The organism is Afipia massiliensis, assembly GCF_001006325.2.
Classification (GTDB): Bacteria; Pseudomonadota; Alphaproteobacteria; order Rhizobiales; family Xanthobacteraceae; genus Afipia; species Afipia massiliensis_A.
The window spans coordinates 1,017,210-1,043,880 of sequence record NZ_LBIA02000001.1 but is presented as its reverse complement, the minus strand read 5'-3'; the positions used below and the strand labels follow the sequence as shown (position 1 = coordinate 1,043,880).

Sequence of the window (26,671 nt, the reverse complement as noted above, 5' to 3'; positions counted from 1 at the left end):
GACAATGACCGCCGCGGCGCCCGGAACCGGGGCGTTACTGAGGCTCGATCTTCGCGAACTGGGCGACCTTGCCCCACTTTTCCATTTCCGAGATGCAAAATGCCTGCATTTCCTCGGGCGTGTTGCCGATCGGCTCGCCGCCGAGCTTGCGGATGCGCTCGATTCCTTCGGGCGACTTGATGTACTTGATGATGCTCGCGTTGAGCTTCATCACGATGTCCTTCGACACCTTGGCTGGCGCCGCGACGGTGAACCACGAGGAGGCGTCATAGCCCTTCACGGTTTCGCCGATGGGCGGAATGTTCGGCAGCAGCGGCCAGCGCTCCGCGGTGCTCACCGCCAGCGGGCGCACGTTGTTGTTCTCGGCGAAGGGAAGCACCGCCGGCAGGTTGTCGATCATGACATGCACGCGGCCTGCCACGAGATCGGTGAGCGCCGGCGCACTGCCCTTGTAGGGAACATGCACGATGTCGATGCCGGTCATCGACTTGAACAGCTCGGTCGACAGATGCGCGGTGCTGCCGAGCCCCGGCGTGCCGTAGAACAACTGGCCGGGCTTCGATTTCGCCAGCGCGATGAATTCGGCAACCGATTTCGCCGGGACTTCGGGATTGACCGACATCAGGTTCGGGACACGCGCGATGATGGTGACCGGCTGGATGTCTTTGAGCTGATCGTAAGGCATGTTCTTCTGAACAAACTTGTTGATCGAATGAGTGCCGGGCGTGCCCACGATGAAGGTGTATCCGTCGGGTTCGGACTTCGCCACGAAGTCGGCGGCGATGTTGCCGCCCGCGCCGGTCTTGTTCTCGATGATGAACTGCTGGCCGTACTCTTCCGACAGCTTCTGTGCCACAAGCCGTCCGAGAATGTCGGTGGTGCCGCCTGCGGCGAAAGGCACAACGAATTTCACCGGGCGTTCCGGCCACGCGGCGGCCTTTGACGTACTGCTGAGGAAGGGCGTCGCGGCGAGTGCTGCGGCACCGCCTGCGAGAACGGAGCGGCGGGTGATACGCGATGCTGAATGAGAAAGTACGGAAGTCGGTCGCTTAGTCATATTCTTTGAGTCTCCATCCCGCCCGTCTGTCGTACGGGCCTTGCTTGTTGCGCCATATGTTTCGACGCTATCTGCTTTCTAGAGCAAGCCGGTCACCTTGACCATGCGAGCGATGATGACAGATCGGCCGCAACCTTATGGCAACCTTATTCCCGGGGTACGGTGTTGTGGCCGCATGACGGGGTTCCCCATCGCGGTGCAGCAAAGCATTTCTCCGAGCGGCCTTCCCCTAGACGAACGTCTATGTCCCGGTGACGCATTCGTCGTTCTTTCTTTCGCGTGCTTCGGATTGACCGGGCCCGCTCATCCGTCCAATTTCCCGCAAAATTCAAAAAGGAAAAGTGAGCTCTGAGGTGATGATGTGAGCCTGTGTCTCGCCACCGCGGGCGTCGTCAAATCGCTGGCGATGGCGTCGTTCATGCTGACATGGACCCATTCGGTCGAGAAGATCGAATGGCAGGAGGACTGGCGCGTGACGCCGCAGGGTCTCGAAATCGTCGAGGTGCGCGTCAACGGGGCAGGCACGGGCATGGAGCCGCCGCCCGACGCGCGGCTGGTTGACGGCTGGTTTCGCTGGAAGCCGCAATTGCCGATGTTGCCGGAGGTCGCGCTGGGAAAATCCGGGCTCGCAGGCGAGCGGCGGCTTTGTATCGATGGGACGTGCCGGGAGTTGTCTGCGGTTCTCGGACGGCCTGTCGGCGTGAGCGTCGCGACGATGAGCGTGTGCAAGCCGGACCAGGCCGCGAAGGCGGTGGACGCGAAAACGCTGCTGGCGCGCGGCGACGATTTCAACGTCAAGGGCGAACTCGACCGCGCCATCGCCGATTACGATGCGGCGTTGAAGGTCGAGCCGGCATTGGTGGAGGCGCTCAACGGCCGCGGTATGGCCTGGCGCGCCAAGGGCGACCGCCGCCGGGCGCTGGCGGATTTCGACGCCGCGCTCAAGCTGAAGCCGGACTATGAGGTCGCGCGCGCCAATCGCAAGAACCTTTTCAGCGAGATCGAACGCGCCGGTGCACAGATGCCGCTGAAGGGGAAAGACGCCGCCAAATAGGTGCGGCGAACGAACGATCAAAGTTCGTCATGCCCGGACTTGTTCCGGGCATCCACGTCTTCTACGTTGACGAAAACAAGGCGTGGATGGCCGGGACGAGCCCGGCCATGACGAAGGTGTCGCGCCCGGAGACCGTTCAATGACCACTATTTCCAATAGCCGTTACGCCGAAGCCCATGCGCGTTCGCTGCGCGATCCGGAAGGATTTTGGGCTGAAGCGGCGCGCGAGATCGACTGGATCGAACCGGCGAAGAAGGTTTTTGATCCATCGCAAGGTCTCTATGGCCGCTGGTTTGCGGGCGCCGTGGTCAACACCTGTTACAACGCGCTGGACCGTCACGTTGCAGGCGGGCGGGCTAACCAGACCGCGCTGATTCACGACTCGCCGCTGACCAACACCGTCACCAGGTTCACCTACGCTGAACTCTTGCATGAGGTGCAGACGCTCAGTGCCGTGATGCAGGATTTCGGCGTGGTGAAGGGCGATCGCGTCATTCTTTATATGCCGATGGTGCCGCAGGCGATGGTGGCGATGCTGGCCTGCGCGCGGATCGGCGCGGTTCACTCCGTGGTGTTCGGCGGGTTCGCGGCGAAAGAACTTGCAACCCGCATCGAGGACGCCGAGCCGAAACTCATTATGTCCGCAAGCTGCGGCCTGGAGCCCGGCCGCATCGTCAAGTACAAGCCGCTGCTGGATGAGGCGATCAATCTTTCCAGCATGAAGCCGCAGGCCTGCATCATCCTGCAACGCCCGCAAGAAACCTGCGATCTGGTCAAGGGCCGCGATCACGACTGGAACGAACTGCGCGACGCGGCCGTCAAGGCGAAGAAAACCGCCGCCTGCGTGCCCGTGCTGGCGACCGATCCGCTGTACATTCTCTACACGTCTGGCACGACCGGAAAGCCCAAGGGCGTGGTGCGCGACAACGGCGGTCATCTGGTCGCGCTGAAATGGTCGATGTTCAATCTCTACGGCGTCAAGCCCGGCGAGGTGTGGTGGTGCGGCTCCGACATCGGGTGGGTGGTTGGCCACAGTTACATCATCTACGGCCCACTGTTTCATGGCGCGACCTCGATCATGTACGAGGGCAAACCGATCGGCACGCCGGATGCGGGCGCGTTCTGGCGCGTGATCTCGCAGCACAACGCCGTCGCGTTCTTCACGGCGCCGACCGCCTTCCGCGCCATCAAGAAGGAAGATCCGAACGGCGAGTTCATCCGCAAATACGATCTGTCGAAATTCCGCACGCTGTTTCTCGCCGGCGAGCGCGCCGATCCGCCGACGGTGGACTGGGCCGAGAAACAATTGAAGGTGCCGGTGATCGATCACTGGTGGCAGACCGAAACCGGCTGGTGCATCGCCGGCAATCCTGTCGGCCTCGGCGCTTTGCCGGTGAAGCACGGCTCGCCGACGGTGCCGATGCCTGGCTATCAGGTCGACGTTGTCGATGAAGCGGCGAAGCCGCTGCCACCGAACACCATGGGCTCGATCGTCATCAAGCTGCCGCTGCCGCCCGGCAACCTGCCGACGCTGTGGCAGCAGGACGAGCGCTGCAAGGAAGCCTACTTCAACGAATTCCCCGGCTACTACAAAACCTCCGACGCCGGATACAAGGATGAGGACGGCTACATCTTCGTCATGGGCCGCACCGACGACATCATCAATGTCGCGGGGCACCGGCTCTCCACCGGCGGCATGGAGGAGGTGCTGGCGTCGCATCCGGATGTCGCCGAATGCGCCGTGCTTGGAATTAAAGACGCGGTGAAGGGCGAAGTGCCGTGCGGCCTGCTCGTGCTGAAGGCCGGCGTGACGCGCCCGGTGGCGGAAATCGAGAAGGAGATCGTCGCGCTGGTGCGCGAGAAGATCGGCCCGGTGGCCGCGTTCAAGCTTGCGATCACCGTGGCGCGGCTGCCGAAGACGCGCTCGGGCAAGATCCTGCGCGGCACCATCAAGAAGATCGCCGACCACGAACCGTGGAGCATGCCCGCGACCATCGAAGACCCCGCGGTACTGGATGAAATCACAACGGCGCTGCAGGGCCGAACCTAGCAATCAGGTTCAATGCTCTCTCCGCTCATTCCCGCGAAAGCGGGAATCCAGAATTTTAGAGCATGGGTCCCCGCTTTCGCGGGGACGAGCGGAAATGGAATCGTTTCGCGAGATGAACCACACCAGGAGATCACCATGAACGAGGATGTCTTCAACACCAGCGTGCGAAAGTTTCTCAAGCAGGTCGGCGTCACCTCGCAGCGCGAGATCGAGAAGGCGGTCCGCGATGCGGTCGCTTCCGGCCGTCTCAAGGGCAGCGAAAAGCTGCCTGCGAAGATGGTGCTCACGGTCGGCGGCGTCGATCTGACGTTCACTGTCGACGGTGACCTTGAACTCGCGTAGGCGACCGGACGCAGTTTCTTCGGAATTTTGGACGATTGTTGCGAGATGGGCCTCAGAGCGTGAGGCAATCACAATCGTCATCACCGGGCTTGACCCGGTGATCCACGCCTTGCTTTTGCCGGTTGTGGCGGTCAAAGACGTGGATGGCCGGGACAAGCCCGGCCATGACGAAACCTGAAAACCTGTTCGTGGTCGCCTGATGCAGACAAAATTCCGTATGATGATGGCTTTCGCCACCGTGGCCCTGCTGCTCTCGGCCTGCGCACAATTTGAACGAAACACGTCGCCACAGGCAACCGTGGATGACGATGCGTATTGCCGCGCCAACAGCGGCGAGCCCGGCTCATCCGCCTATGCGGCGTGCCGGAAAGACCGCGATGTCCAGAGCAGCCGGGCGTCCGGAGGCGGTTCGCGGATCGAGCGCGCTCACCGCAATCTCGCGGAAGACATGCTCAACAATCCGCGATAAGGCTGGCTAGTGATCCGGTTCTGACATTCGCAAAGGATCACTGGAATTATAGTTTGCTGGTGTCCTTCCGTATCCGACGTTCGCTCGGAAGGCGCTGCGGAGGCAAGCGAACGTCGGATACGGGACACCAGCGCCGCACTGATGCCGCGCCTATCAAGGGAGACATCATGGCGGTCAGGGACAGCAACGGCACCGAGCTGAAAGAGGGCGACACCGTCACGGTCATCAAGGATCTGAAGGTGAAGGGCTCATCCAGCGGTCTCAAGCGCGGCACGGTAGTGAAGAACATTCACCTCACGGACAATGAAGACGAGATCGAGGGCCGCACCGACAAGATCAAGGGCCTCGTGTTGCGCACGGAATTCCTCAAGAAGGCGTAACGTCCCGCGCTTTGAACTTTGAAAGCTGATCCTGATGAAACTTGTCGCACGACATGCCCTTAGCTTCGCCGTCATGGCGCTTGCGGTGATGCTGCTGGCTTTCGAGTCCGCGCAAACCGCGCCGGCGCAGGAGCAGGGCGCTGCCTCCGATGTGCTGAGCAAGGACGCGGTGCTGCGCGACCCTGAAAATCCGGTGCTGGGCAACCCGCAGGGCGACATCACCATTGTCGAGTATTTCGATTACCAGTGTCCGTACTGCAAGAAGATCTCGCCGGTGCTCGATCAGGTGGTGAACGAGGACAAGAAGATCAGGCTGATATTTAAGGACTGGCCGATCCTCGGCGAACCGTCGGGATATGCTGCGCGGCTGGTGCTGGCCGCGAAATATCAGAACAAGTATGAGGCCGCCCACCGTGCGCTGATGGCAAAGGTCGGCCGCCTGACCGAAGCTGTCATCGATGAAGCCCTGACGACGGCCGGTGTCGACCTTGCCAAGGCCAAGGCCGATCTTGCGGCCAACAAGCCCGCGATCGATGGTCTGCTCAAGCGCAACAACGCGCAAGCGGAAGAGTTCGGTTTTCGCGGCACGCCCGCGTTCGTGGTCGGCACCTTCCGCGTGCCGGGCGGGCTGACCGCGGAGCAGTTCAAGCTGGCGATTGCGGATGCGCGCAAGGCGGCGAAACAGGGTGGCGCGAAGGGGAAGTAATTCTCTGCATCTGGCGCCGGCCACCGTGAGCGTCGGCTTGCGGGTCGCTTGACAAAATCCGATCTGGACTATATTCCTATTGTCGTTTTCGTTGTCTCCCGCCGTCTCATGAACGGCGGGAATGACACGCGAAGTGACGACGGTGGAGCGCCGGGAGGTGCAGCGCCAAAGTCATTTGGCGCGCGCGGTCCTCGCAAGATCGCGCAGGCGGGCCGATCGCAAGGCTCGCCTTACGGGTGTCTCGCCAACACCCCGGCGCCTCCCGAGGCTCCATCGCCTTCGCGCATCGGCGCGGAGCCCATCACAACTCGGACGCGTTCAATCGCGCCGCGAGATGGTTTCGGCGTGAGCACACGCCCCAGATACAACCTTAGTGTCGTCCCCGCGAAAGCGGGGACCCATAACCTCTGAATGTTCTGGGTCGGTAGGATGTAGTGACGAAGTCTTCGTCAGGATCGACGGCGTAGGGAGTATGGGTCCCCGCTTTCGCGGGGACGACGATGTGAATGTAGCTTGTTGGGAGCGATTACTGCAGTTTCTCAGCCTACTTATCGAAACATTCCGCCACGTACTGCGCCATGTCGCGCTTCTGAATTTTTGCGACCTTCGCGGCGTTGTTGCATTCGTTGAGCTTGAGCTGTTCGGCCTGGCGCTTTTCGGCAGCCTCGCGAAATTCGGGCGCGACCGTCTTGGGGTCCACGATCTTTTGGGCGCGCGCCGGGACGGTCGCGGCCGCAAGGCCGGTTAGGGTCGCAGCAACAAAAAGGAGCGTGACGCGGTGGCGCATCACACTCCTGTACCACTCCTTGAGCGGTGACGTCATACCCCGTTTGGGGCGAAAGCTATTCGTCTTCGGCCTTCTTGCCGCCGATGGTCTTCAGCTTGGCGAACACGGCATCGACATTCATGTCGTCGCGCTGTTTTTCGGTGGTCGTGGCGATCTCGTGCTCGGCTTCCTTGCGGGTGGTCTCGGACGCCGGCAGCAGGGTCGCGCCGCCGTACTGCGTGGCCGCGGGCTTTTCCTTGGCCGCGCGCTGCACTTCGAAATCGAGTTCGATCTGCGAGCACAGGCCGAGCGTCACCGGGTCCATCGGCGTCAGGGTCGAGGCGTTCCAGTGGGTGCGGTCGCGCACGCTGGCGATCGTCGTCTTGGTGGTGCCGACGAGGCGCATGATCTGGCTGTCTTTCAATTCGGGATGGCTGCGCACCAGCCACAGGATCGCGCTCGGCCGCTCGTGGCGGCGCGACACCGGGGTATAACGCGGGCCCTTCTTCTTCGCCGGCGACGGCAGGATCACCTTGGATTCGCCGAGTTTCAGGCGATAGTCCGGGTCGGCTTCGCCCTTTTCGATTTCTTCGCGGGAGAGCTGGCCGGTCGAGATCGGGTCCATGCCCTTGATGCCCTGCGCCGCGTCGCCGTCCGCGATGGCGCGGATTTCCAGCGGGTGCATCTTGGTGAACTCGGCGACCTGGTCGAAGGTCAGCGCGGTGTTATCAACCAGCCATACGGCAGTCGCCTTCGGCATCAGCGGTGCGTTGCTCATGGCAAATCTCCTTTACGCTTCGCCCGCCAGATTTTTTGGGGGGTAAAGCCGTCTGGTCATCGGTGATGACGGGAATTCGTCCCTATATAGTCTGCGGAGGGCAGACCGTTCAATGGTTTTGATCGCCCTTGACAGAACGGGGACTGCGGCCCCAAGTCCCATCCTTAGCTCCCAAAATGCTTGATTCCGGCTCAAAAATGACCCCTGACGCTCAAAAACCGCAGCTTTCAGTCGTGCTTTGTTCCCCCCGGGGGTTCTGTGCCGGCGTCGTGAGGGCTATCGACACCGTGGAACGCGCCCTGAAGCTCTACGGCGCGCCGGTCTATGTCCGTCACGAAATCGTGCATAACCGCTATGTGGTGGAGAGCCTGCGCGAAAAAGGGGCCATTTTCGTCGCGGAACTGAACGAAATTCCCGAGACCGACGCTCCGGTGGTGTTTTCCGCCCATGGCGTGCCGAAGGCGATCCCCAACGAGGCCGTCAAGCGCAATTTCTTCACGCTGGACGCGACCTGCCCGCTGGTCACCAAGGTTCACCGCGAAGCGGCGATCCATTTCAAGCGCGGCCGCGAAATCATCCTGATCGGCCACGCCGGTCATCCGGAAGTGGTCGGCACCCTGGGCCAGTTGCCGAAGGGCGCAGTCGTCCTGATCGAGACCATGGACGCGGCGCGGACCTTCGAGCCGAAGGATGCGTCGAAGCTGGCGTTCGTGACGCAGACCACCCTGTCGATCGACGACACCGCGGAAATCGTCGCCGTGCTGAAGGAGCGTTTCCCGGACATCGACGGACCGCACAAGGAAGACATCTGCTACGCCACCACCAACCGCCAGCTTGCGGTGAAGAAGGTCGCGCCGCAGGTCGAAGCCATGATCGTCGTTGGTTCGCCGAACTCGTCGAATTCGCAGCGCCTGCGCGAGGTCGCCGAGCGCGAGGGCTGCAAGGTCTCGGTGCTGGTGCAGCGCGCGTCCGAACTCGACTGGTCGAAATTCGAAGGCATCAAGACCCTCGGCATCACGGCGGGTGCGTCCGCGCCGGAAGTCATCGTCGAGGAGATCATGGATGCGTTCGCTGCTCACTACAAACTGAGCGTCGAAACCGTATCCGCCGCGCAGGAAAACGAATTCTTCCCGCTGCCGCGCCCGCTGCGGCACGACGCAGCGGAGTAAGCCGCGCCAACGGGTCTGTCGCTTGGTCGCGAATTCGTCTAGAAATCTCAAATCAGACCACTAGCGGAATCGAGACCCCAGATGGCGGTTTACACCGACGTCACCGCCGAAGAACTGACCGAATTTCTCGCCCCTTACGGGATCGGCGATCTGTTGTCCTACAAGGGCATCGCCGAGGGCGTGGAGAATTCCAACTATCTTGTGCACACCAGCCAGGGCTCTTTCATCCTGACGCTGTACGAGAAGCGCGTCGCCAAGAACGATCTGCCGTTTTTTCTCGGGCTGATGGGTCATCTCGCATCCCACAACATCACCTGCCCGCAGCCTGTCGTGAACAGGCAGGGCGAGGCGCTGGGCATGCTGGCCGGACGCCCGGCCGCGATCATTACCTTTCTCGAGGGAATGTGGCCGCGCCGTCCGAACGTGGCGCATTGCGCCGGTGTCGGTGCGGCGCTCGCAAAGATGCATCTGGCCGGCGCGGATTTCAAAATGTCGCGCGCCAACGCGCTCTCGGTGAAAGGCTGGCGCCCGTTGTTCGATCAGGCGGCAGCGCGTGCGGACGGCGTGCAGCATGGTTTGCGCGCACTGCTCGGCGCCGAACTCGATCATCTCGAACAGCATTGGCCCGGCGATCTGCCGAAAGGCGTGATCCATGCCGATCTGTTTCCGGACAACGTGTTTTTCCTCGGCGACAAGCTGTCGGGACTGATCGACTTCTATTTCGCCTGCAACGATATGCTCGCCTACGACGTCGCGATCTGCCTCAACGCCTGGTGTTTCGAGATCGATCATTCCTTCAATGTCACCAAGGCGCGCGCCTTCCTCAACGCCTATACGCGCGAGCGCGGGCTGTCCGCGGCCGAGCAGGACGCGCTGCCGCTGCTGGCGCGCGGGGCTTCGATGCGCTTCCTGCTGACGCGGCTGGTGGACTGGCTCAACGTGCCGCCCGGCGCGATGGTCAAGCCGAAGGACCCGCTCGAATATGTCCGCAAGCTGCGCTTCCATCAGGGCGTGAAGAGCATGAACGACTACGGCGTCGAACAGTCCGGGTTCGTGGCGTGAGCGACGCAAAGCCTTTGCATAAAGACCTGCCGCATGTGACGATCTTCACCGACGGCGCGTGCTCCGGAAATCCGGGTCCGGGCGGGTGGGGCGCGATCCTTCGTTTCGGCGATGTCGAGAAGGAACTGAAGGGCGGTGAAAATCCGTCGACCAACAACCGCATGGAGTTGATGGCGGCGATTTCGGCGCTGGAAGCCTTGAAGAAGCCGGCGTCGGTCGATCTGACCACCGACAGCCAGTACGTCCGTCAAGGTATCACAAGCTGGATACACAACTGGAAGCGCAACGGCTGGCGCACCGCCGACAAGAAGCCGGTGAAGAACGCTGACTTATGGCAGCGGCTCGATGCAGCGCTGAAGCCGCACGCTGTGCGCTGGCACTGGATCAAGGGCCATGCCGGTCACGCCGAGAACGAACGAGCCGATCAGTTGGCGCGCGATGGGCTGGCGGAGAACAGGTAAGGCGGCCTTATCGGCTCCGCCACAATCGTCATTGCGAGGAGCGAAGCGACGAAGCAATCCAGTTCTTTCTGGATTGCTTCGCTACGCTCGCAATGACGTAATTCTCAAAGCTGCGACAGCAGCGTGTCGCCGCCGGACACCTCGACCTTGCTCGGAACAGCTTCGAGGTTGAGGATCTTCACCGTGCCGTCGTCCACCAGCATCGAGTAACGCTTGGAGCGGATGCCGAGGCCGTTGCCGGACGCATCCAGTTCCATGCCGATCGCCTTGGCGAATTCGGCATTGCCGTCGGCGAGGAAAACCGCTTCGTCGCGCTGGTCGGTGTCGCGCTTCCAGGCATTCATGACGAATGCATCGTTGACCGACACGACGGCGATAGTGTCGACGCCCTTGCCCTTGAGGGCATAGGCATTCAGGAAAATGCTCGGCATGTGCATCTTGTGGCAGGTGCCGGTGTAGGCGCCGGGCACGGCGAACAGCGCGACCTTCTTGCCCTTGAAAATATCATCGGTGGTTTTGACCTGCGGGCCTTCCGCGGTCATGACGCGAAACTTGGACTCGGGCAGCTTGTCGCCAACTTTGATGGTCATCGGTACTCTCCGTGGGATCGATGCAGTGTCATAGCGCGGTTTCCACAAGAGTGGGAACACGTTCTGCGAATGGAAGATGCGCAATTCGCCGGCCGTCCGCCGCATGCTGCGGTGCGATCTCAGGCCGTTTGCTATGGCAGCGTGGCGTTGACCTCATAGGCACCGCCCGGTCCGGCGACCGTCAGCTTCAGCGTGGCGCGTTCGGCGCTTGCGCCCGAGGGAAGTCCGTCGAGTTCGAATTCGAAGCGCTGAACGCCGGCGGCCTCACGCTTGATAAGCTTGGGGACGGGCAGGGCCCAATCCGGTGTCGGGCCTTCGGCAAAGAGCTGGACGCCCTTGTCCTTGTTGCCGCTCGCGGTCTTGTCGTCCTGCACGGCGACATCGACCAGCACCAGCTTGCCCTCGCGCCGGACGTCGCGAATGGCGAGCGGGCCTGTGTCGCCGACTTTGGCCGGCTTCGGCACGGTTTCGAGAGCCGCGGCAATGGCGCTGTCCTCGGTGCTGGCGACGCTGACAAAGGCAAGCTCCGCCCGCGCTTCGACGGGGATGCAGAGCTTTTCGCACACCGCGTAGTTGATCTCGGCGCGCAACGTCACCGGCTTGTCAGGACTCTTTGCAATAATCCGTAACGGCAGCAGCACCTGGTTCTGGTAGCCGAACGAGATGCCGCCTGCGCCATCGGGGAACTGCATCGGCACCGGCCAGAGGATTTTGACGGATTCGACATTGTCGGATTTCGCGAAATCGATCCGCGGCGGCACACCGGAATCTCCCGGCGTGCGCCAGTAGGTTTTCCAGCCCGGCTGCAACTGGAAACCGATGCCGCCGAGCAGCACGCCGCCGCTGCGCGAACCGGCGATCAGCCGCACCGAGGAGTGCGTGTCCTTGATCCACGGCGAAACGTCCTGCGCGCTCGCGCACAGGGGAGCGAGGCAAGCGAGTGCGGCCAGAGCGATGCTGGAAGCTGCGCGAAAGGGAACCGTAAGCGTCATCACACTTCCTTACAGGGTGGTATCCCCGTGAACCATTGAATTGCCTGTGATCCGGTCTTTTTCGCGACCAAACGTCGCTCACCGCGCCGCGCCGGCGCTTGATTGACAGAACAGACACCCGATATCAGGATGGTTGAACAGCGTGAGAGTCGTTTGCGAATGAAGGCCATGCGCAAGAAGACCGAAAAGCCAGCTGGTGGTCAGATCGTGGCTGAAGGCGAGACATCCGGCGTTGGTTATCTCGACGGTCAGTTGCTGATTGCTATGCCTGTGATGGACGATGAGCGCTTTGCTCGCTCGGTGATCTATCTGTGCGCCCATTCGTCCGAAGGCGCGATGGGCATCATCGTCAACCGTCCCGCCGGCAGCATCGACTTCCCGCAACTGCTGGTGCAACTCGACATCATCAACAAAGCCGATCAGATCAAGCTGCGCGGCAGCGCCGAGGACATGAAGGTCCTGAAAGGCGGACCGGTCGATACCAGCCGCGGCTTCGTGCTTCATTCGAGCGATTTCTTCATCAAGGACGCGACACTGCCGATCGATGACGGCATCTGTCTCACTGCGACGCTGGACATTCTCAAGGCCATTGCCGCCGGATCAGGCCCCAAGCACGCCATCCTGGCGCTGGGCTACGCCGGCTGGGCCCCTGGCCAGCTTGAGAACGAGATCCAGCACAACGGCTGGCTGCATTGTCCCGCCGATGCGGATCTGATTTTCGGATTGGATGCCGAGGACAAGTATCAGCGCGCGCTGGAGAAGATCGGCATCGATCTGGCGATGCTGTCGAACGAAGCCGGTCACGCCTAGGGTTACACCCGCGTCAGATTCCATCTCCGCTCGTCCCCGCGAAAGCGGGGACCCACTCTTTTGCAGTGCTGGATTCCCGCTTGCGCGGGAATGAGCGGAATGGGTGCCTTACTCCGCCGATTTCTTACGCCGATCCGGGGCCGGGCACGGCCGGTGCGGGTGCAGGGGCGGTTGTTGAAGCGGGTGTCGTGATATTGCGGATGCTTTGACGGCGGTTGCGCGGCTGCGGAACCTTCTCGCCCGTGAGCAGCCGGACCGTGGCGTCGGCGTCGATCGGCTCGCCGAAGGCGAAGCCCTGCGCATATTCGCAACCGAGCTGGAACAGCTCGACCGCATCGGAGTCCGTCTCCGCGCCCTCGGCGACCACTTCCATGTTGAGGTCGTGCGCCAGCGCGACAATCGATTTCAGCAGCACCGGCCGCGCGCCGCGGCTGGAGGTGCGCACGAACGACTGATCGATCTTGATGGTGTCGAACGGGAAGCGCTGCAGATACGCAAGCGAGGAGTGGCCGGTGCCGAAATCGTCCAGCGACAGGCCGACACCAAGCTCCTTGATCCGGTGCAGCATCTGGGAGGCGTGTTCGGGGTTTTCCATCACCAGCGACTCGGTCAGCTCGAGCTTGAGCGATCCGCGCGCCACGGCGGAACGCGACAGCACGCCGCGCACGTCGTGGATGAGATCGTGGCGCAGCAATTGCCGCGAAGAGACATTGACGCTGGCGAAAATCGGCTCGCGCGACCGCACTGTTCGTTGCCAGATCGCAAGCTGCTTGGCGGTGGTGTCCATCACGAACAGGCCGAGTTCGACGATCAGGCCGATTTCTTCCGCGATCGAAATGAATTCCGACGGCGACATGCGGCCGAGCTTGGGGTGATCCCAGCGCGCCAGTGCCTCGAAGCCCGCGATGGTGCGATCTTCCAGCCGCACGATGGGCTGGTAGAGAATCGTGATTTCTTCGCGCTCGATGGCGCGGCGCAGTTCGGCTTCCAGCGCGAGGCGGTCGGTCTTGCGCGCGCGCATCGCCGGCTTGTAGACGTCGATGCGGTCGCCGCCGATGCGCTTGGAATGATACATCGCCAGTTCGGCGTCCTTGATGATCTCTTCGGTCAGCGGGATCTGCGGATCGCTCAGGGCAAGGCCAATCGATGCGGTCAGGAAGATCTCGCGCCCGTCGAACGCGATCGGCGCGCGGATGGTCTTGCGGATGGTTTCGGCGAACGCCGTGATGCGCGCGGGCTCGTGTTCCGAGGTCAGGATCAGGCCGAACTGGTCGCCGGCCAGACGCGCCAGCGTATCCTGGGGTTTAAGGATGCGCGCGAGCCGCCGTGCCAGCGTCAGCAGGATCGAGTCGCCGACCGCGATGCCGACGGAATCGTTGACCTGCTTGAAGCGGTCGAGATCGATCACCATCACGGTGGGGCGCAGGTTCGGCGTCGTCTTGGCGAACATCGCAACGGAGCCGAGGCGATCGATGAAAAGCTGACGGTTCGGCAGACCGGTGAGATTGTCGTGCACCGAATCGTGCAGCAGGCGTTCTTCGGAATTCTTGTTTTCGGTGACGTCGGTCAGCGTGCCGACTACGCGCGATACTTCGCCATCGGAGCCGACCACCGGACGGGCTTTCAGCGCGAACCACATGAAATGGCCGTCGGGCGTCCGCAGCCGGAAGTCCTGAACCAGACGTCCGCGGCGCTGATCGAGCACGCTGTCGAGCGCCGCACGGAAGCGGTCCTGATCGAGCGGGTGCAACACCTCGAGCCACTTCGCGGCAGGCCCTTCGAGCGTGCCGCGCTTCAGCCCGAGCAGAACTTCGGTTTCGGGGCTGGTGAACACCTTGTCCGCCGAGACGTCCCAGTCCCAGATCAGGTCGCCGGAGCCGGTCAGCGCCAGCGCGCGGCGCTCGACGTCGGAGACGACGCCGTTGGTGGCGCCGCCGCCCGCGAAGGCGTGCTGCATCACCGTGAATCCGATCAGCATCACGATCAGCACGAGGCCGCCGAGCAGCGCCGGTCCGACGATATCGTTGGTGACGCCGCCTGCGATGGTCATGCCGGCGGCGATGACCCACACGACCAGCAGAAACCAGGTCGGGATCAGCAGTACAGCGCGGTCGAAGCCGTGGGTCGACAAATAGACGATCAGCGCGAAGCCAAACACCGCGATCAGCGCCAGCGAGATGCGCGCGATACCGGACGCGACAGCAGGATCGAACAAAGCGAGCGCGACCAGCGCGCCGAGGAACACCAGCCAGCCCATGGTGATGTGCGAGTAACGCACATGCCATCGCGACAGGTTGAGATAGGCGAACAGAAACACCAGCAGCGTCGCCGCCAGCATCGCCTCGCCGGACGCGCGCCACACGCGCTCCGCGCCGGCCGACATGTCGAACACCTTGCCCCAGAATCCGAAGTCGACGCCGATGTAAACCAGAACCGCCCACGCCAGAGCAGCGGCGGCCGGGAACATGATGCTGCCCTTGACCACGAACAGGATGGTCAGCACCAGCGCCAGCAATCCGGAAATGCCGATAACGATGCCCTGGTAGAGCGTGAACGAATTGACCTTGTCCTTGTAGGCTTCCGGCTCCCAGAGATAGAGCTGCGGAATCTTGTCGGTGCGCAGTTCGGCGACGAACGTGATCACCGCGCCGGGATCGAGCGTGATGCGGAACACGTCGGCGGTGGCGTTGTCCTGCCGCTCGGGGCGGTCGCCGGTCGAGGGCGTGATCGAGGCGATGCGCGACAGGCCGAGATCGGGCCACAGCAATCCTGATGACACGATGCGGTAATGCGGTACGACGATCAGGCGGTCGAGCTGGTCGTCGGTGTTGTTGGTCAGCGCGAACACGATCCAGTTCTGGCCGCCTTCGCGCGCGCGCACTTCGATGCGGCGGACGATGCCGTCGGTGCCGGGCGCTGTGGACACCTGGATACGGTCAGTGTCGCTGCGCTGGAACTCGAGCACGCCGGTGAGATCGATCGCAGGCGCGTCGCTGCGGACGCTGATCGCGTCGAGCGCATGTGCCGGCTGCGCGGCGGCGAAGAGCGTCAAGCTCAGCAGAAAAGAAAGCGCTGCGACACGAAGCGAACTTCGGATGTGGAACACTTGCAGCGCGAAGCCTCTGATCGAGCGCAAAGTCAGCTCTCCGCGTTAGACACAGCTGGCCGCGAACGGCCAACTGGTGGAAACGCGATAAATGCCACGAATATGAAGCAAATCAAAGGGTTTCGATGGGTTCCCCAGCCCTAAAGCGTCAGCACAATTTTGCCAATATGTTGGCTGGATTCCATCCGCGCATGGGCTTTTGAGGCATCTTTCAGCGGGAACGAGCTGTCCATCAGGGGTTTGACGCGGCCATCGGCAAACCAGGGCATGGCCTTGGCCTCAATTGCGCTGACCATGGCCGCCTTGTCGGCGACCGAGCGCGGGCGCAGCGTTGAGCCGGTATGGTGGAGCCGCTTCATCATCAGCTTGGCGAAATTCGGCGTCGCCTTCGAGCCACCGAGGAACGCGATCTGGACGATACGGCCCTCGACTGCGGCGGCCTCGTAGTTGCGATCGATGTAGTCGCCGCCGACCATGTCGAGGATGACGTTGACGCCTGCGCCATCGGTGAGGGCCTTGATCCTTTCGACGAAGTCCTCGGTCTTGTAGTTGATCGCCGCGTCCGCGCCGAGCTTGAGACACGCATCGACCTTGTCCTGTCCGCCGACGGTGACGAACACCTTGGCGCCATGCGCCTTCGCCATCTGAATGGCCATGGTGCCGATGCCGGAGGAGCCGCCGTGAATCAGAAGCGTCTCATTCGGTTTCAATCCGCCGCGTTCGAACACATTGTGCCAGACGGTCATCAGCGTTTCGGCGATCGCGCCGGCTTCCGTCATCGAAAGTCCCTTGGGCACCGACATCGCGTGAGTCTCGTGGGTGATGCAGTATTCGGCGTAGCCGCCGCCCGCGACCAGCGACATCACCTTGTCGCCGATCTTGCGCTTGGTGACGCCGTCGCCGAGCGCGACCACTTCGCCGGAGATTTCGAGACCGGGAAGATCGCTCGCGCCGGGAGGCACCGGATAGAGTCCCAGGCGCTGCAACACGTCGGGACGGTTCACGCCGGCGGCCGCAACCTTGATGAGGATTTCATTCGGTCCCGGCTTCGGCACCGGACGCTGTTCGGGCACCAGCACCTCGGGGCCGCCGGGCTTCGAAATCGCGATCGCGGTCATTTGTGCGGGCAGCTTGTCCATGATGTGTCCTTGCGGCGGTGGGGCGGGAAATGAAATATCACCAGTGGTCCGATTCTAACATTCGCATCCCATTTCAGCAGGAATTTTGCGAATGTTAGAATCGATAGACCACTGAGAATTATAAGTTTCTAGTGGAGGTTGGATTTGACATTCGCTTCGCCGAGCTGCTGCCAGCTGAGGGCGAATGTCAAATCCACTCCACTAGGCCAGCAGCTATAATCGGGCGAACGACGGGAGGGAAGCATGGCCGGCGATGACGACGACAAGCCGCGGAAGAAAGTCACCCACGAACTGGGGCAGGATCTGTCGCTGCTGTCGGTCGAGGATATCGAAGACCGCATTGCAGCACTGGCGGCTGAGATCGAACGGCTGAAAGCCGACGCCGCAAAGAAGCGCGCCAGCCGCGATGCTGCGAACGCGTTCTTCAAATCGTGAGCAGGTTCCGAGCAATTGCAAAGGAACCGTAAAGGGAATCGTTCATTTACGGCGTATTAAGCTTTCGGGTTTATGACTTTGATTGTCCTTGTTTGGACACCGAGTGGCTCCTGTCCACTCTGTTTGACGCCTCCCTGTTATCAACTTTCAAAAGCCGCCGGAAACGGCGGCTCTTTTTTGCCCGCTCCGTTAATCTTTGCGGGCCCGTTTTGCCGCGTGCGGCATCCCGTTGGAAACCATATCTCCTCATTGTTATCGCAAGTGGCTGGACTCCCGGCTGCGGGCGCGCAATCATTTGTTCATCATAAAAAAATCAGCGTAACCGCGTGAGGCGTTAACCATGTCCGACCAGGGCGCAGCCGATCTCGTTCTTCTCAGTGAACGGATCACCAATTCACCCGCCTTCGGGACCTTGTTCCGGGAAGGCATGGATCTCGTGGAAGAAACCGCGGCCTATCTCGACGGGCCGGGCCGCGCCGAGGCCAAGGCGCTCGAGCGCTCGGTCAGCCTGAGCTATGCGACCGAAAGCATGCGGCTGACGACGCGGCTGATGCAACTGGCGTCGTGGCTGCTGCTGCATCGCGCGGTCAAGGAAGGCGAGATGACGCTGCACCAGGCCAATCGCGAAAAGACCAAGGTCAAGCTGACGGCGGCCGATCCCTGCCCGGACGACATGCTCGCAAAGTTGCCGGAGCGATTGCAGGAACTCGTGTCGCGCTCGATGGCGCTGCAATCCAAGGTGCGCCGGCTCGATATGACGATCCATACGCCGGCGTCCGAGCACCTTTCGATCGGCAATCCGCTGGTGCCGCAGATGAACATGCTGAAGGCCGCGTTCGAGCGGTAAGCATTCTTAATGCGTCGTCCCCGCGAAGGCGGGGATCCATACTCCCTAAGCCATCGATCTTGTGGCGATGGCGATGCAGTTCTTCCTGCAATCACCAGAGCCTTCGGTGGTTATGGGTCCCCGCCTGCGCGGGGACGACGTTGAGGTATGAGCAGCCAAAAACGAAAAACGCCCCTGCGAAAGCGGGGGCGTTTTGTATCGAATGCCGGACTGTCCGAACCTTGAGAAGGATCAGTCCTTCTTGAGGAAACCCGAAAATTTCTTCTGGAAGCGCGAAACGCGGCCGCCGCGGTCGAGCAACTGCTGGGTGCCGCCGGTCCAGGCCGGATGCGACTTGGAGTCGATATCGAGGTTCAGGGTGTCCCCTTCCTTGCCATAGGTCGAGCGTGTCAGGTACTCGGTCCCGTCAGTCATAACGACCTTAATTGTATGATAATCCGGGTGAATTTCGGCTTTCATGGCAAATCCTCTGGCGCCGTGCGCCCACAGATCGGGAATGTTCGGGACGAATTTGGCCGCTCTATATCGCAGGACAGGCCGTGAAACAAGCTGAGAACGTCATTTGCCAGCGCCTGCTATGGGGCCTATTTGAGGGCCAGAAAGCAACACGGCGGCCAATACAAAATGAGTGCAGTGGAACGCGTAGAAGACCCGGGTCTGCCATCCGCGCTGGCGCGGGAGGCAGGGGCCGTTAAAGGGCTCTCCACGCCTGCTGCGGGGCCGTCGCCTGATGCGCCGGAGACATCGCGGAAGAAATCCCGCGGCGTGAAGCTGCGGCCCCTGATGGCGCTGGCGCCCTACGTGGCGCGCTATCGCGGACAGGCACTCGGCGCGTTGGTGGCGCTGATCGTCGCCTCGGCGGCGACGCTTGCGGTGCCGCTTGCGGTGCGCCGCATGATCGATTTCGGTTTCAGCCCCGAAGGCATCGCGCTGATCAACAGTTACTTCGCGGTGATGATCGCGGTCGTGGCCGTGCTCGCCTGCGCCAGTGCCGCGCGTTACTACCTCGTCATTACCTTGGGCGAGCGGATCGTCGCCGATCTGCGTCGCGATGTGTTCAAACATCTGACATCGCTGTCGCCGTCGTTCTTTGACACCGCGCACAGCGGCGAGCTGGTCTCGCGCCTGACGGCCGACACCACACAGATCAAGTCCGCGGTCGGCGCCTCGGTCTCGATCGCGCTGCGCAACCTCGTGCTGTTCGTCGGCGCGTCCGCCATGATGGTTATCACCAGCCCCAAACTGTCCGGCTTCGTGCTGGCGGTGATTCCGCTGATCGTGCTGCCGCTGGTCGCATTCGGCCGCCGCGTGCAGAAACTGTCGCGCGGCGCGCAGGACACGCTGGCCGATGCATCATCCTATGCCTCCGAACTGATCGGCGCGATCCGCACGCTGCAGGCTTTCACCAACGAGCGGCTGGCCGAGGCGCGGTTCGGCAAGGAAGTCGATCGCGCCTATGTCGCGGCGCGCAGTTCGACCCGCGCCCGCGCATTCCTCACCGCGACCGTGATCTTCCTGATTTTTACCAGCGTGGTGGCGATCCTCTGGATCGGCTCGCACGATGTGCTGACCCGTCAGATCACCGCCGGAACGCTGGGCCAGTTCATTCTCTATGCTGCGTTCGCGGCGGGCGCACTCGGCGAGCTCAGTCAGGTATGGGGCGAGATTTCTCAGGCCTCCGGCGCGTCGGAGCGGCTGTTCGAAATCCTGCGCATCAAGCCGGACATCGCCGCGCCAGCGAACCCTCGCGCGCTGCCGGTGCCGCCGCGCGGCGACGTCGTGTTCGACAATGTGCGGTTCTCCTACCCGACGCGGCCCGATCATCTTGCCGTCGATGGCGTGTCGTTCGCGGTGAAGGCCGGCGAGAAGGTTGCGGTGGTCGGACCGTCGGGCGCGGGCAAGAGCACGCTATTCCACCTGCTGCTGCGGTTCTATGATCCTGCCTCCGGGATGATCTCGGTCGATGGCGTTCCGGTCCGCGAGGCTGATCCGTCCGCGGTGCGGTCACGCATCGCGCTGGTGCCGCAGGATTCGGCGGTGTTCGCTACCAGCGCCCGCGAAAACATCCGTTTCGGACGTCCCGACGCCAGCGATGAAGAGGTCGCGCGTGCTGCCGATCTGGCCCACGCCACCGAATTCATTACGCGGTTGCCGCTGGGCTTTGATACGCAGCTTGGCGAGCGCGGCGTCACGTTGTCCGGCGGACAGCGCCAGCGCATTGCGATTGCGCGTGCCATCCTGCGCGATGCGCCGCTGCTGCTGCTGGACGAGGCGACGTCGTCGCTCGACGCCGAAAGCGAGACGCTGGTGCAGACCGCGCTGGAAGAGCTGATGAGCCACCGCACCACGCTGGTGATCGCGCATCGCCTCGCCACTGTCCTGTCCTGCGACCGTATCCTGGTGATAGAGAACGGCCGCATCGTCGAGCAGGGCACCCACGCGTCGCTGGTGGCGGCGAACGGCCTCTATGCGCGCCTCGCGCGGTTGCAGTTCGAAGGCGTGTGACTGGACGCTAGTTGCTGGCGTTCTTGAACACCGGCTTGCGCTTTTCGACGAAGGCCTTCACGGCCTCCTTGTGATCCGCGGTGCCAGCGGATCGCACCATGCGCTCGGCCTCATGATCGAGCGAGGTGAGAAAATCGTTCATCAGCGCTTCGTCGAGATTGTCCTTCAGAAAGCGCAACGCGGTCGCAGGGCCTTCGGCGAGCTGCTTCGCCATGGCGAAGGCTTTTTCACGCAGCTTGTCGTCGGGCACCACGCGATTGACGATGCCCAGAACCTCGCACCGCCTGGCGTCGATCTTCTCGCCGAAGAACATCAGCTCCCGCGCGCGCGACGTGCCGACGAGGCGTGTCAGCAGCCACGACATGCCGTAATCGCCGCTGAGGCCGATCTTCACATAGGCCGTGGTGACGAAGGCTGACTCTGCGGCGATGCGCAGGTCGCAGGCCAGCGCCAGCGATAGTCCGGCGCCGGCGGCGGGGCCGGGCAGCGCCGCGATGGTGGGCTTGCGGACATTGACCAGCGCGCCGGTCAGCGTGCGCTGACGTTCCTGCAGCCGCGCAACCTTTTCGTCGAAGGTCAGTTCGGGTGCGTTGCTGCTGCCGCTCTTGCCGCCCATGCCCTTGACGTCGCCGCCGGCGCAGAAGGCCTCGCCCGCACCTGTGATGAGCAGTGCGCCGACATTCGGGTCCTCGCCGCAGAGCTTGATCATGCGGCGCAGCGCCGGGGTCAGATTGTCAGAGAGCGAGTTGCGCGCATGCGGACGATTGAGCGTGATGACCGCGACGCGCTCGCGCACCACGCAAAGCAGTTCCTCGGTGCCGGTGTCGATCACGGTTTCGGAGCCGGTCGTGGCGATGGCGGTCATGGTCGCTGCTCCGATGGTTGGTTTCGAAACAGAACTTTGAACGCAAGCAAGGTCTGTTGCCAGCGAAACCTTGCGCAACCCTGTCATGTTCCGCAAGGTTCACCTGAAGTGTGTGAGTGTGTATGCTCGTCGTCACAGGACCATCGTAAGGTCACCCGCCTGTTCGTTCATTTGCCGGCGCCCGGCGTTTTAATGGAGATCATTCATGCGCAAGATTTTGACGGTCCTCGCAGCGCTCGCGTCGCTGAGCCTCACCAATTGCGGATACAATGCGATCCAGCAGAATGATGAATCGGTGAAGTCGGGCTGGTCCGAAGTCGTCAACCAGTATCAGCGCCGCGCCGATCTGGTGCCGAACCTCGTCAACTCCGTCAAAGGCTTCGCGCAGCAGGAAAAGGACGTGCTGCTCGGCGTGACCAATGCGCGCGCCAAGGTCGGCAGCGTGCAGGTGACGCCCGAAGTGCTGAACGATCCGGCGGCGCTGCAGAAATTCCAGGCGGCCCAAAGCGAACTGACCAGCGCGCTTTCCCGCCTGCTGGTGGTGACGGAAAACTATCCGCAGCTGAAATCCGATCAGCTGTTCCGCGATCTGGTGGCGCAGCTTGAGGGCACCGAGAACCGAATCGCGGTGGCGCGCAACCGCTACATCAAGGCGGTGCAGGATTATAACGTCGGCATCCGGACCTTCCCGAACAACTTGACGGCGATGGTGTTCGGCTACAAGGAAAAGGCCAACTTCACCGTGGAAAACGAGAAGTCGATTTCTACCGCGCCAAAGGTCGATTTCAACGCGCCGCCGCCCGCCGCTCCAGCCGCGCCAGCGCCGCGTTGCTGCTGATCGCCAAGAACGACCGCAAGCTGCGCATCGAAGTCGGCTATGGCCTCGAAGGCGCGCTGAACGACGCCACCTCGAAACGGATCATTGACGAGATCATCACGCCGAAATTCAGGAGCGGCGATTTCGCCGGCGGCATTTCGGACGGCGCGGATCGCATCCTCAAGGTGATCGACGGCGAGCCGCTGCCCGCGCCAAAGCCCGAGGGCGAACTGCCCGATCTCGGCTTGATCGGCGAGTACTTTCCATTTCTCCTGATCGTCGTGCTGGTTGGCGGCGGCATTTTCAGGGCGATCTTTGGGCGTTTGCTCGGGTCGCTTGTCGCCGGCGGCGGGGTCGCGTTCTTTATCTGGTTCTTCCTGGGTGCCTTGTCGATCGCCGCTATCGGCGGATTGATCGCCTTCGTTGTTACGATGATTGGTGACAGTATCGTATCATCCGGCGGCGGTGGCCGCGGCGGTTACGGCGGCGGATTTAGCTCGGGCGGATCGAGCAGTTCGGGCGGCGGGTTCAGCGGAGGCGGCGGCAGCTTCGGCGGCGGCGGCGCATCGGGCAGTTGGTAGCCGAGAGCACAACAATGGGTATCAAGCGCATCGGCAGGCATCTTCTTCTCAACCGTTGGCGGGTCCGGCGCGCATTTCCGCGCCAGGCACTCACCAACATCGAGAAAGCCATCAAGGCCAGCGAGGCGCTTCATACCGGCCAGATCCGCTTCGCAGTGGAAGGCGCACTCGACGGTGTGCCGCTGTTCAAGGACCAGTCGGCGCGTGCGCGCTCCATCGATGTGTTCGCGAATCTGCGGGTGTGGGACACCGAGAACAGCAACGGCGTTCTGATCTATCTGCTGCTCGCCGACCGCGATGTCGAGATCGTCGCCGACCGGGGCATCAACGAGAAGGTCCAGCAGGCGGAGTGGGAGGCCATCTGCCGCCTGATGGAAACGGAATTCCGTGCCGGAAATTTTGAGGGCGGGGTGCTGACGGGTGTTGCTGCCGTCACCAGGCTGCTCGCGAAACATTTTCCGGCCAGCGGCGCGCCGCGCAATGAACTGCCGGACAAGCCGGTGGTGATGTAGGGGAATTGTTGTGAACGAGCGCTTTAACCCCTGATCGTCATGGCCGGGCTTGTCCCGGCCATCTACGTCTTTGTTGCTGTCAGAAGGAAGAAGACGTGGATGCCCGGCACAGGGCCGGGCATGACGAACGAGAGACTCGCGAGCTTTATTCTTACTCCTTCGTCATCAATCCGACATTGCCGCCTGCGGCCGCGGTGTTGATGGTCACCGTCTGCTCGGTGGCGAGGCGGGGCAGATAATGCGGGCCGCCCGCCTTAGGTCCGGTGCCTGACAGTCCGTGCCCGCCGAACGGCTGCACGCCGACCACCGCGCCAATCATGTTGCGGTTGACGTAGACATTGCCCACCGCCAGCCGCTCCACCACGGTTTCCACGGTGTCGTCGATCCGCGAATGCACGCCGAGCGTCAGGCCGTAGCCGCTTGACGCGATGGATTGCAGCACGTGCGCGAAATCCGCAGCCTTGTAGCGCACCACATGCAGGATCGGGCCGAACACTTCCTCGGTCAGTTCATCCGCGCTCTGCAACTCGAAGATATGCGGCGCGACGAAGTTACCTGATGCGGGCGCTTCTCCGGCGAAATGCACGCGCGCCGTGCTTTTCATCCGAGCGATATGCGCGTCGAGTCGCGCTTTCGCCTCGGCGTCGATCACGGGGCCGACCTGCGTCGCCGGATCGCGCGGCTCGCCGACGGTCAGTTCGCGCGCCGCGCCTGCGATCATTTCGATCATGCGGTCCGCGACATCGTCCTGCACGAACAGCAGCCGCAACGCCGAGCAGCGTTGTCCGGCCGACCTGAAGGCCGATGTCACCACATCGTCGGCGACCTGCTCGGGCAGCGCCGTCGCATCGACGATCATGGCGTTGATGCCGCCGGTCTCGGCGATCAGCGGCACGATCGGGCCGTCCTTTGCGGCGAGGGTACGGTTGATAGATCGTGCGACGTCGGTGGAGCCGGTGAATACCACGCCGGCGATATGTTCGTCTGCCACCAAAGCTGCGCCGATCTTGCCGTCGCCCTGCACGAGATGAAGCGCCGTGTCCGGAATACCTGCTTCATGCAGCAGCGCCACGGCCTCCGCAGCGATGCGCGGGGTTTGTTCGGCGGGCTTGGCAACTACGGCGTTCCCGGCCATCAGGCACGCAGCCACCTGACCAACGAAAATCGCCAGCGGAAAATTCCACGGCGAGATCGCCACCATCACGCCGCGCCCGCGTAATCGCAGCGTGTTGCTCTCGCCGGTCGGGCCGGGGAGAGAGAGACCATCGCCGAACTGCTTGCGGCCTTCGATGGCGTAGTAACGGCAGAAGTCGACCGCCTCGCGGACTTCCGACACGGCATCGTCGATGGTCTTGCCGCCTTCGGTTTGTAGCAACGCGATGAAGCGCGGCATCCGCTGTTCCAGCAGCTCCGCTGCGCGCTCCAGCGCCGTGGCGCGGGTGTCTGCGGACGTCCGGCTCCAGAACGTAAAACCGGTGCGGGCCAAGGCGACGGCAATCGCAGCGTCTTTTTCGGTCGCGTTGGTCACTGCGGCAGTTGGCAAGACCTCGCTGCCAACGGCTTGGAGCAGGCTGTCCAGCGCCATGCGATCTCCGAATTCGATGCCGCGTGAATTGATGCGTGGCAGGTACAGCTCGCCGGGCAGCGGCAGGCGGGAATTGCGGGCCTGATCCGGTGCCCGGATCATTTGCTCCGGGCGTTCCAGCAGCGTAGCGACGGGGACACTGTCGTCCGCGGCCAAAGCAACAAAGGACGAGTTGGCGCCGTTCTCCAAAAGCCGCCGGACCAGATAGGCGAGCAGATCGCGGTGACTGCCGACCGGCGCGTAGGTGCGGCAGGCGAGTCCCGGTCGGTCCGCATGAAGCTGCGCGTAAAGCGCGTCGCCCATGCCATGCAGGCGCTGAAATTCGAAGCCGTCATCGCCGCCTGCCAGCTCGGCGATGGTCGCCACCGACAGCGCGTTGTGGGTGGCGAATTGCGGGAAAATGCGCGGGCGCAATGCGAGCAGCTTTCGCGCGCAGGCGATGTAATTGAGGTCCGTCATCGCCTTGCGGGTGAAGACCGGATAGCCGTCAAGCCCGCGCTCCTGCGCGCGCTTGATTTCGGTGTCCCAATAGGCGCCTTTCACCAGGCGCACGGTGATGCGGCGGTTGGCGTGCTCCGCGAGGGCGTGGACGTGGTCGATCACGGCCTCGGCGCGCTTTTGATAGGCCTGTACCGCGAGCCCGAATCCGTCCCAGCCATCCAGTGAGGGGTCGGCGAACACCGCATCGATGACGTCGAGCGACAGTTCGAGGCGATCCGCTTCCTCGGCGTCAATGGTGAAGTTCATGTCATGTGCTTTGGCGCGACGGGCCAGATCGAGCGTCAACGGCACGAGTTCGGTCATCACCCGCGACCGGCTCAATGGTTCGTAGCGCGGATGTAGTGCGGACAGTTTGACGGAGATTCCCGGCCGGTCCGGCAGCGCCTTGTCGCCCGCGGCAGCACCAATGGCCTCGATCGCCGCGGCATAGGACTCAAAATAGCGCGCGGCATCAGCGGCGCTGCGTGCGCCCTCGCCGAGCATGTCGAACGAATAGCGATGGTGATGATGCGGGCGGTCGTCATTCGCTGCACGCGCGAGCGCCGCTTCGATGGTTTCGCCGAGCACGAAATGGTTGCCCATCAGGCGCATCGCCTGCCGGGTCGCGGCGCGCACAGCGGGAAGTCCGATCCGCTTGGCGATCAGGCCGATGGTGCCCTGCGGGGTTTCGCCCGGCTGGATCACGCGCGCGGAGAGGCCGAGCGCCCACGCCGAGGCATTGACCAGCAGCGCATGGGATCGCGTCTTGTGATGCGCGAAATCGCCCTGGCCGAGTTTGTCCTCGATGAAGCGATCCGCCGTAGCTGCGTCGGGCACGCGCAGCAGCGCTTCGGCCATCACCATCAGGGCGAGGCCTTCCTTGGTCGAGAGCGCGAACTCGCGCAACATGTCCTCGACGCCGCCGAAGCCGCCATCGTGGCCACGCACCGCCTCGATCAGCCGCGTCGCCATGGTGTCGATACGGGCATTCTGTTCGGCGGACAGCGAACGCATCGCCAGCAGGCGCGCGGCGATCTCACTGTCATCGGCCGCAAAGGGCGCTGAGAAGGGTTGGCCGGGGGCGGAGCGGTCGAGCATGGCGTCCTCTTGGGG

At 62.7% G+C, this 26,671-nt stretch carries 25 protein-coding genes and 1 pseudogene; 16 read left to right on the top strand and 10 right to left on the bottom strand.

Annotation, left to right across the window (positions count from 1 at the left end; genetic code table 11):
• Positions 1-34 precede the first annotated feature (34 nt).
• Complete coding sequence (locus tag YH63_RS04885) at positions 35-1,057, bottom strand: Bug family tripartite tricarboxylate transporter substrate binding protein (RefSeq protein WP_046828575.1); 1,023 nt, start codon at positions 1,055-1,057, stop codon at positions 35-37.
• A 361-nt stretch (positions 1,058-1,418) separates the two neighbouring features.
• Here YH63_RS04885 and YH63_RS04880 point away from each other — a divergent pair, with 361 nt between their 5' ends.
• The 6 genes from YH63_RS04880 to YH63_RS04855 all read left to right on the top strand — a co-directional run bounded on the left by YH63_RS04880 (position 1,419) and on the right by YH63_RS04855 (position 6,058).
• Complete coding sequence (locus YH63_RS04880; protein ID WP_046828576.1) at positions 1,419-2,111, top strand: DUF1850 domain-containing protein; 693 nt, start codon at positions 1,419-1,421, stop codon at positions 2,109-2,111.
• A 139-nt stretch (positions 2,112-2,250) separates the two neighbouring features.
• Positions 2,251-4,161, top strand: coding sequence for a propionyl-CoA synthetase (locus YH63_RS04875; RefSeq protein ID WP_046828577.1), 1,911 nt, complete (start codon positions 2,251-2,253; stop codon positions 4,159-4,161).
• A 135-nt stretch (positions 4,162-4,296) separates the two neighbouring features.
• Positions 4,297-4,503, top strand: coding sequence for a DUF6494 family protein (locus YH63_RS04870; RefSeq protein ID WP_046828578.1), 207 nt, complete (start codon positions 4,297-4,299; stop codon positions 4,501-4,503).
• 199 nt (positions 4,504-4,702) lie between these two features.
• The gene (locus tag YH63_RS04865) at positions 4,703-4,972 is read left to right on the top strand and encodes a hypothetical protein (protein WP_046828579.1); all 270 of its coding nucleotides are present in this window, start codon (positions 4,703-4,705) and stop codon (positions 4,970-4,972) included.
• Between the two features lie 167 nt (positions 4,973-5,139).
• Positions 5,140-5,352 carry an alkylphosphonate utilization protein gene (locus YH63_RS04860; protein ID WP_046828580.1) on the top strand — a complete coding sequence of 71 codons (213 nt, stop codon included), beginning with the start codon at positions 5,140-5,142 and terminating at the stop codon, positions 5,350-5,352.
• Between the two features lie 34 nt (positions 5,353-5,386).
• Positions 5,387-6,058 (top strand): DsbA family protein, encoded by a 672-nt coding sequence (locus YH63_RS04855; protein ID WP_083992636.1) that lies wholly within the window; start codon positions 5,387-5,389, stop codon positions 6,056-6,058.
• A 544-nt stretch (positions 6,059-6,602) separates the two neighbouring features.
• On the opposite strand, the gene YH63_RS04850 is transcribed toward YH63_RS04855, so the two are convergent.
• Positions 6,603-6,845 carry a hypothetical protein gene (locus tag YH63_RS04850; protein WP_046828582.1) on the bottom strand — a complete coding sequence of 81 codons (243 nt, stop codon included), beginning with the start codon at positions 6,843-6,845 and terminating at the stop codon, positions 6,603-6,605.
• 55 nt (positions 6,846-6,900) lie between these two features.
• Positions 6,901-7,602: a DUF1013 domain-containing protein gene (locus YH63_RS04845; protein ID WP_046828583.1), complete on the bottom strand. Its 702-nt coding sequence runs from the start codon at positions 7,600-7,602 to the stop codon at positions 6,901-6,903.
• A gap of 197 nt (positions 7,603-7,799) precedes the next feature.
• Between YH63_RS04845 and ispH the strand changes: the two genes are divergently transcribed.
• The 3 genes from ispH (at position 7,800) to rnhA (ending at position 10,294) form a co-directional block, all read left to right on the top strand.
• A complete protein-coding gene (ispH, locus tag YH63_RS04840; RefSeq protein WP_046829750.1) occupies positions 7,800-8,771 on the top strand; it encodes a 4-hydroxy-3-methylbut-2-enyl diphosphate reductase in 972 nt (323 codons plus the stop codon).
• Between the two features lie 81 nt (positions 8,772-8,852).
• Entirely contained in the window at positions 8,853-9,833 is a 981-nt protein-coding gene (locus YH63_RS04835) for a homoserine kinase (RefSeq protein WP_046828584.1), read from the top strand.
• A gap of 14 nt (positions 9,834-9,847) precedes the next feature.
• The gene (gene rnhA / locus YH63_RS04830) at positions 9,848-10,294 is read left to right on the top strand and encodes a ribonuclease HI (protein ID WP_137325286.1); all 447 of its coding nucleotides are present in this window, start codon (positions 9,848-9,850) and stop codon (positions 10,292-10,294) included.
• A gap of 104 nt (positions 10,295-10,398) precedes the next feature.
• On the opposite strand, the gene YH63_RS04825 is transcribed toward rnhA, so the two are convergent.
• Positions 10,399-10,884, bottom strand: a complete 486-nt coding sequence (locus tag YH63_RS04825; RefSeq protein ID WP_046829751.1) for a peroxiredoxin — start codon at positions 10,882-10,884, stop codon at positions 10,399-10,401.
• A gap of 131 nt (positions 10,885-11,015) precedes the next feature.
• On the bottom strand, positions 11,016-11,876 hold the full coding sequence (locus tag YH63_RS04820) for a protein-disulfide reductase DsbD domain-containing protein (protein WP_046828586.1): 861 nt from the start codon (positions 11,874-11,876) through the stop codon (positions 11,016-11,018).
• A gap of 168 nt (positions 11,877-12,044) precedes the next feature.
• On the opposite strand from YH63_RS04820, the gene YH63_RS04815 reads away from it, so the two are divergent.
• A complete protein-coding gene (locus YH63_RS04815; RefSeq protein WP_430641367.1) occupies positions 12,045-12,686 on the top strand; it encodes a YqgE/AlgH family protein in 642 nt (213 codons plus the stop codon).
• 124 nt (positions 12,687-12,810) lie between these two features.
• Here the strand turns inward: YH63_RS04815 and YH63_RS04810 are convergent, their stop codons facing one another.
• The gene (locus YH63_RS04810; protein WP_046829752.1) at positions 12,811-15,783 is read right to left on the bottom strand and encodes a sensor domain-containing phosphodiesterase; all 2,973 of its coding nucleotides are present in this window, start codon (positions 15,781-15,783) and stop codon (positions 12,811-12,813) included.
• A 149-nt stretch (positions 15,784-15,932) separates the two neighbouring features.
• Complete coding sequence (locus YH63_RS04805; protein WP_046828588.1) at positions 15,933-16,931, bottom strand: NAD(P)H-quinone oxidoreductase; 999 nt, start codon at positions 16,929-16,931, stop codon at positions 15,933-15,935.
• Positions 16,932-17,174: 243 nt separating this feature from the next.
• On the opposite strand from YH63_RS04805, the gene YH63_RS04800 reads away from it, so the two are divergent.
• Positions 17,175-17,366, top strand: coding sequence for a DUF1192 domain-containing protein (locus tag YH63_RS04800; protein WP_046828589.1), 192 nt, complete (start codon positions 17,175-17,177; stop codon positions 17,364-17,366).
• Positions 17,367-17,706: 340 nt separating this feature from the next.
• Positions 17,707-18,213 carry a DUF1465 family protein gene (locus YH63_RS04795; RefSeq protein ID WP_046828590.1) on the top strand — a complete coding sequence of 169 codons (507 nt, stop codon included), beginning with the start codon at positions 17,707-17,709 and terminating at the stop codon, positions 18,211-18,213.
• Between the two features lie 231 nt (positions 18,214-18,444).
• Here the strand turns inward: YH63_RS04795 and rpmE are convergent, their stop codons facing one another.
• Complete coding sequence (gene rpmE / locus YH63_RS04790; RefSeq protein WP_019199795.1) at positions 18,445-18,672, bottom strand: 50S ribosomal protein L31; 228 nt, start codon at positions 18,670-18,672, stop codon at positions 18,445-18,447.
• Positions 18,673-18,837: 165 nt separating this feature from the next.
• On the opposite strand from rpmE, the gene YH63_RS04785 reads away from it, so the two are divergent.
• Positions 18,838-20,718, top strand: coding sequence for an ABC transporter ATP-binding protein/permease (locus tag YH63_RS04785; RefSeq protein WP_046828591.1), 1,881 nt, complete (start codon positions 18,838-18,840; stop codon positions 20,716-20,718).
• A gap of 7 nt (positions 20,719-20,725) precedes the next feature.
• Here the strand turns inward: YH63_RS04785 and YH63_RS04780 are convergent, their stop codons facing one another.
• Positions 20,726-21,583 carry an enoyl-CoA hydratase gene (locus tag YH63_RS04780; RefSeq protein ID WP_046828592.1) on the bottom strand — a complete coding sequence of 286 codons (858 nt, stop codon included), beginning with the start codon at positions 21,581-21,583 and terminating at the stop codon, positions 20,726-20,728.
• Between the two features lie 205 nt (positions 21,584-21,788).
• Here YH63_RS04780 and YH63_RS04775 point away from each other — a divergent pair, with 205 nt between their 5' ends.
• From YH63_RS04775 to YH63_RS04765, 3 genes and pseudogenes are all read left to right on the top strand, one after another.
• Positions 21,789-22,421, top strand: a complete 633-nt coding sequence (locus YH63_RS04775; protein ID WP_046828593.1) for a LemA family protein — start codon at positions 21,789-21,791, stop codon at positions 22,419-22,421.
• Positions 22,412-22,981 (top strand): annotated as a pseudogene (locus tag YH63_RS04770) (TPM domain-containing protein); the annotation flags it as partial. The gene YH63_RS04775 and the pseudogene YH63_RS04770, both read left to right, overlap by 10 nt.
• 14 nt (positions 22,982-22,995) lie before the next feature.
• Positions 22,996-23,493, top strand: coding sequence for a TPM domain-containing protein (locus YH63_RS04765; protein ID WP_046828595.1), 498 nt, complete (start codon positions 22,996-22,998; stop codon positions 23,491-23,493).
• Positions 23,494-23,644: 151 nt separating this feature from the next.
• Here the strand turns inward: YH63_RS04765 and putA are convergent, their stop codons facing one another.
• The gene (gene putA / locus YH63_RS04760) at positions 23,645-26,656 is read right to left on the bottom strand and encodes a bifunctional proline dehydrogenase/L-glutamate gamma-semialdehyde dehydrogenase PutA (protein WP_046828596.1); all 3,012 of its coding nucleotides are present in this window, start codon (positions 26,654-26,656) and stop codon (positions 23,645-23,647) included.
• Positions 26,657-26,671: the final 15 nt, after the last annotated feature.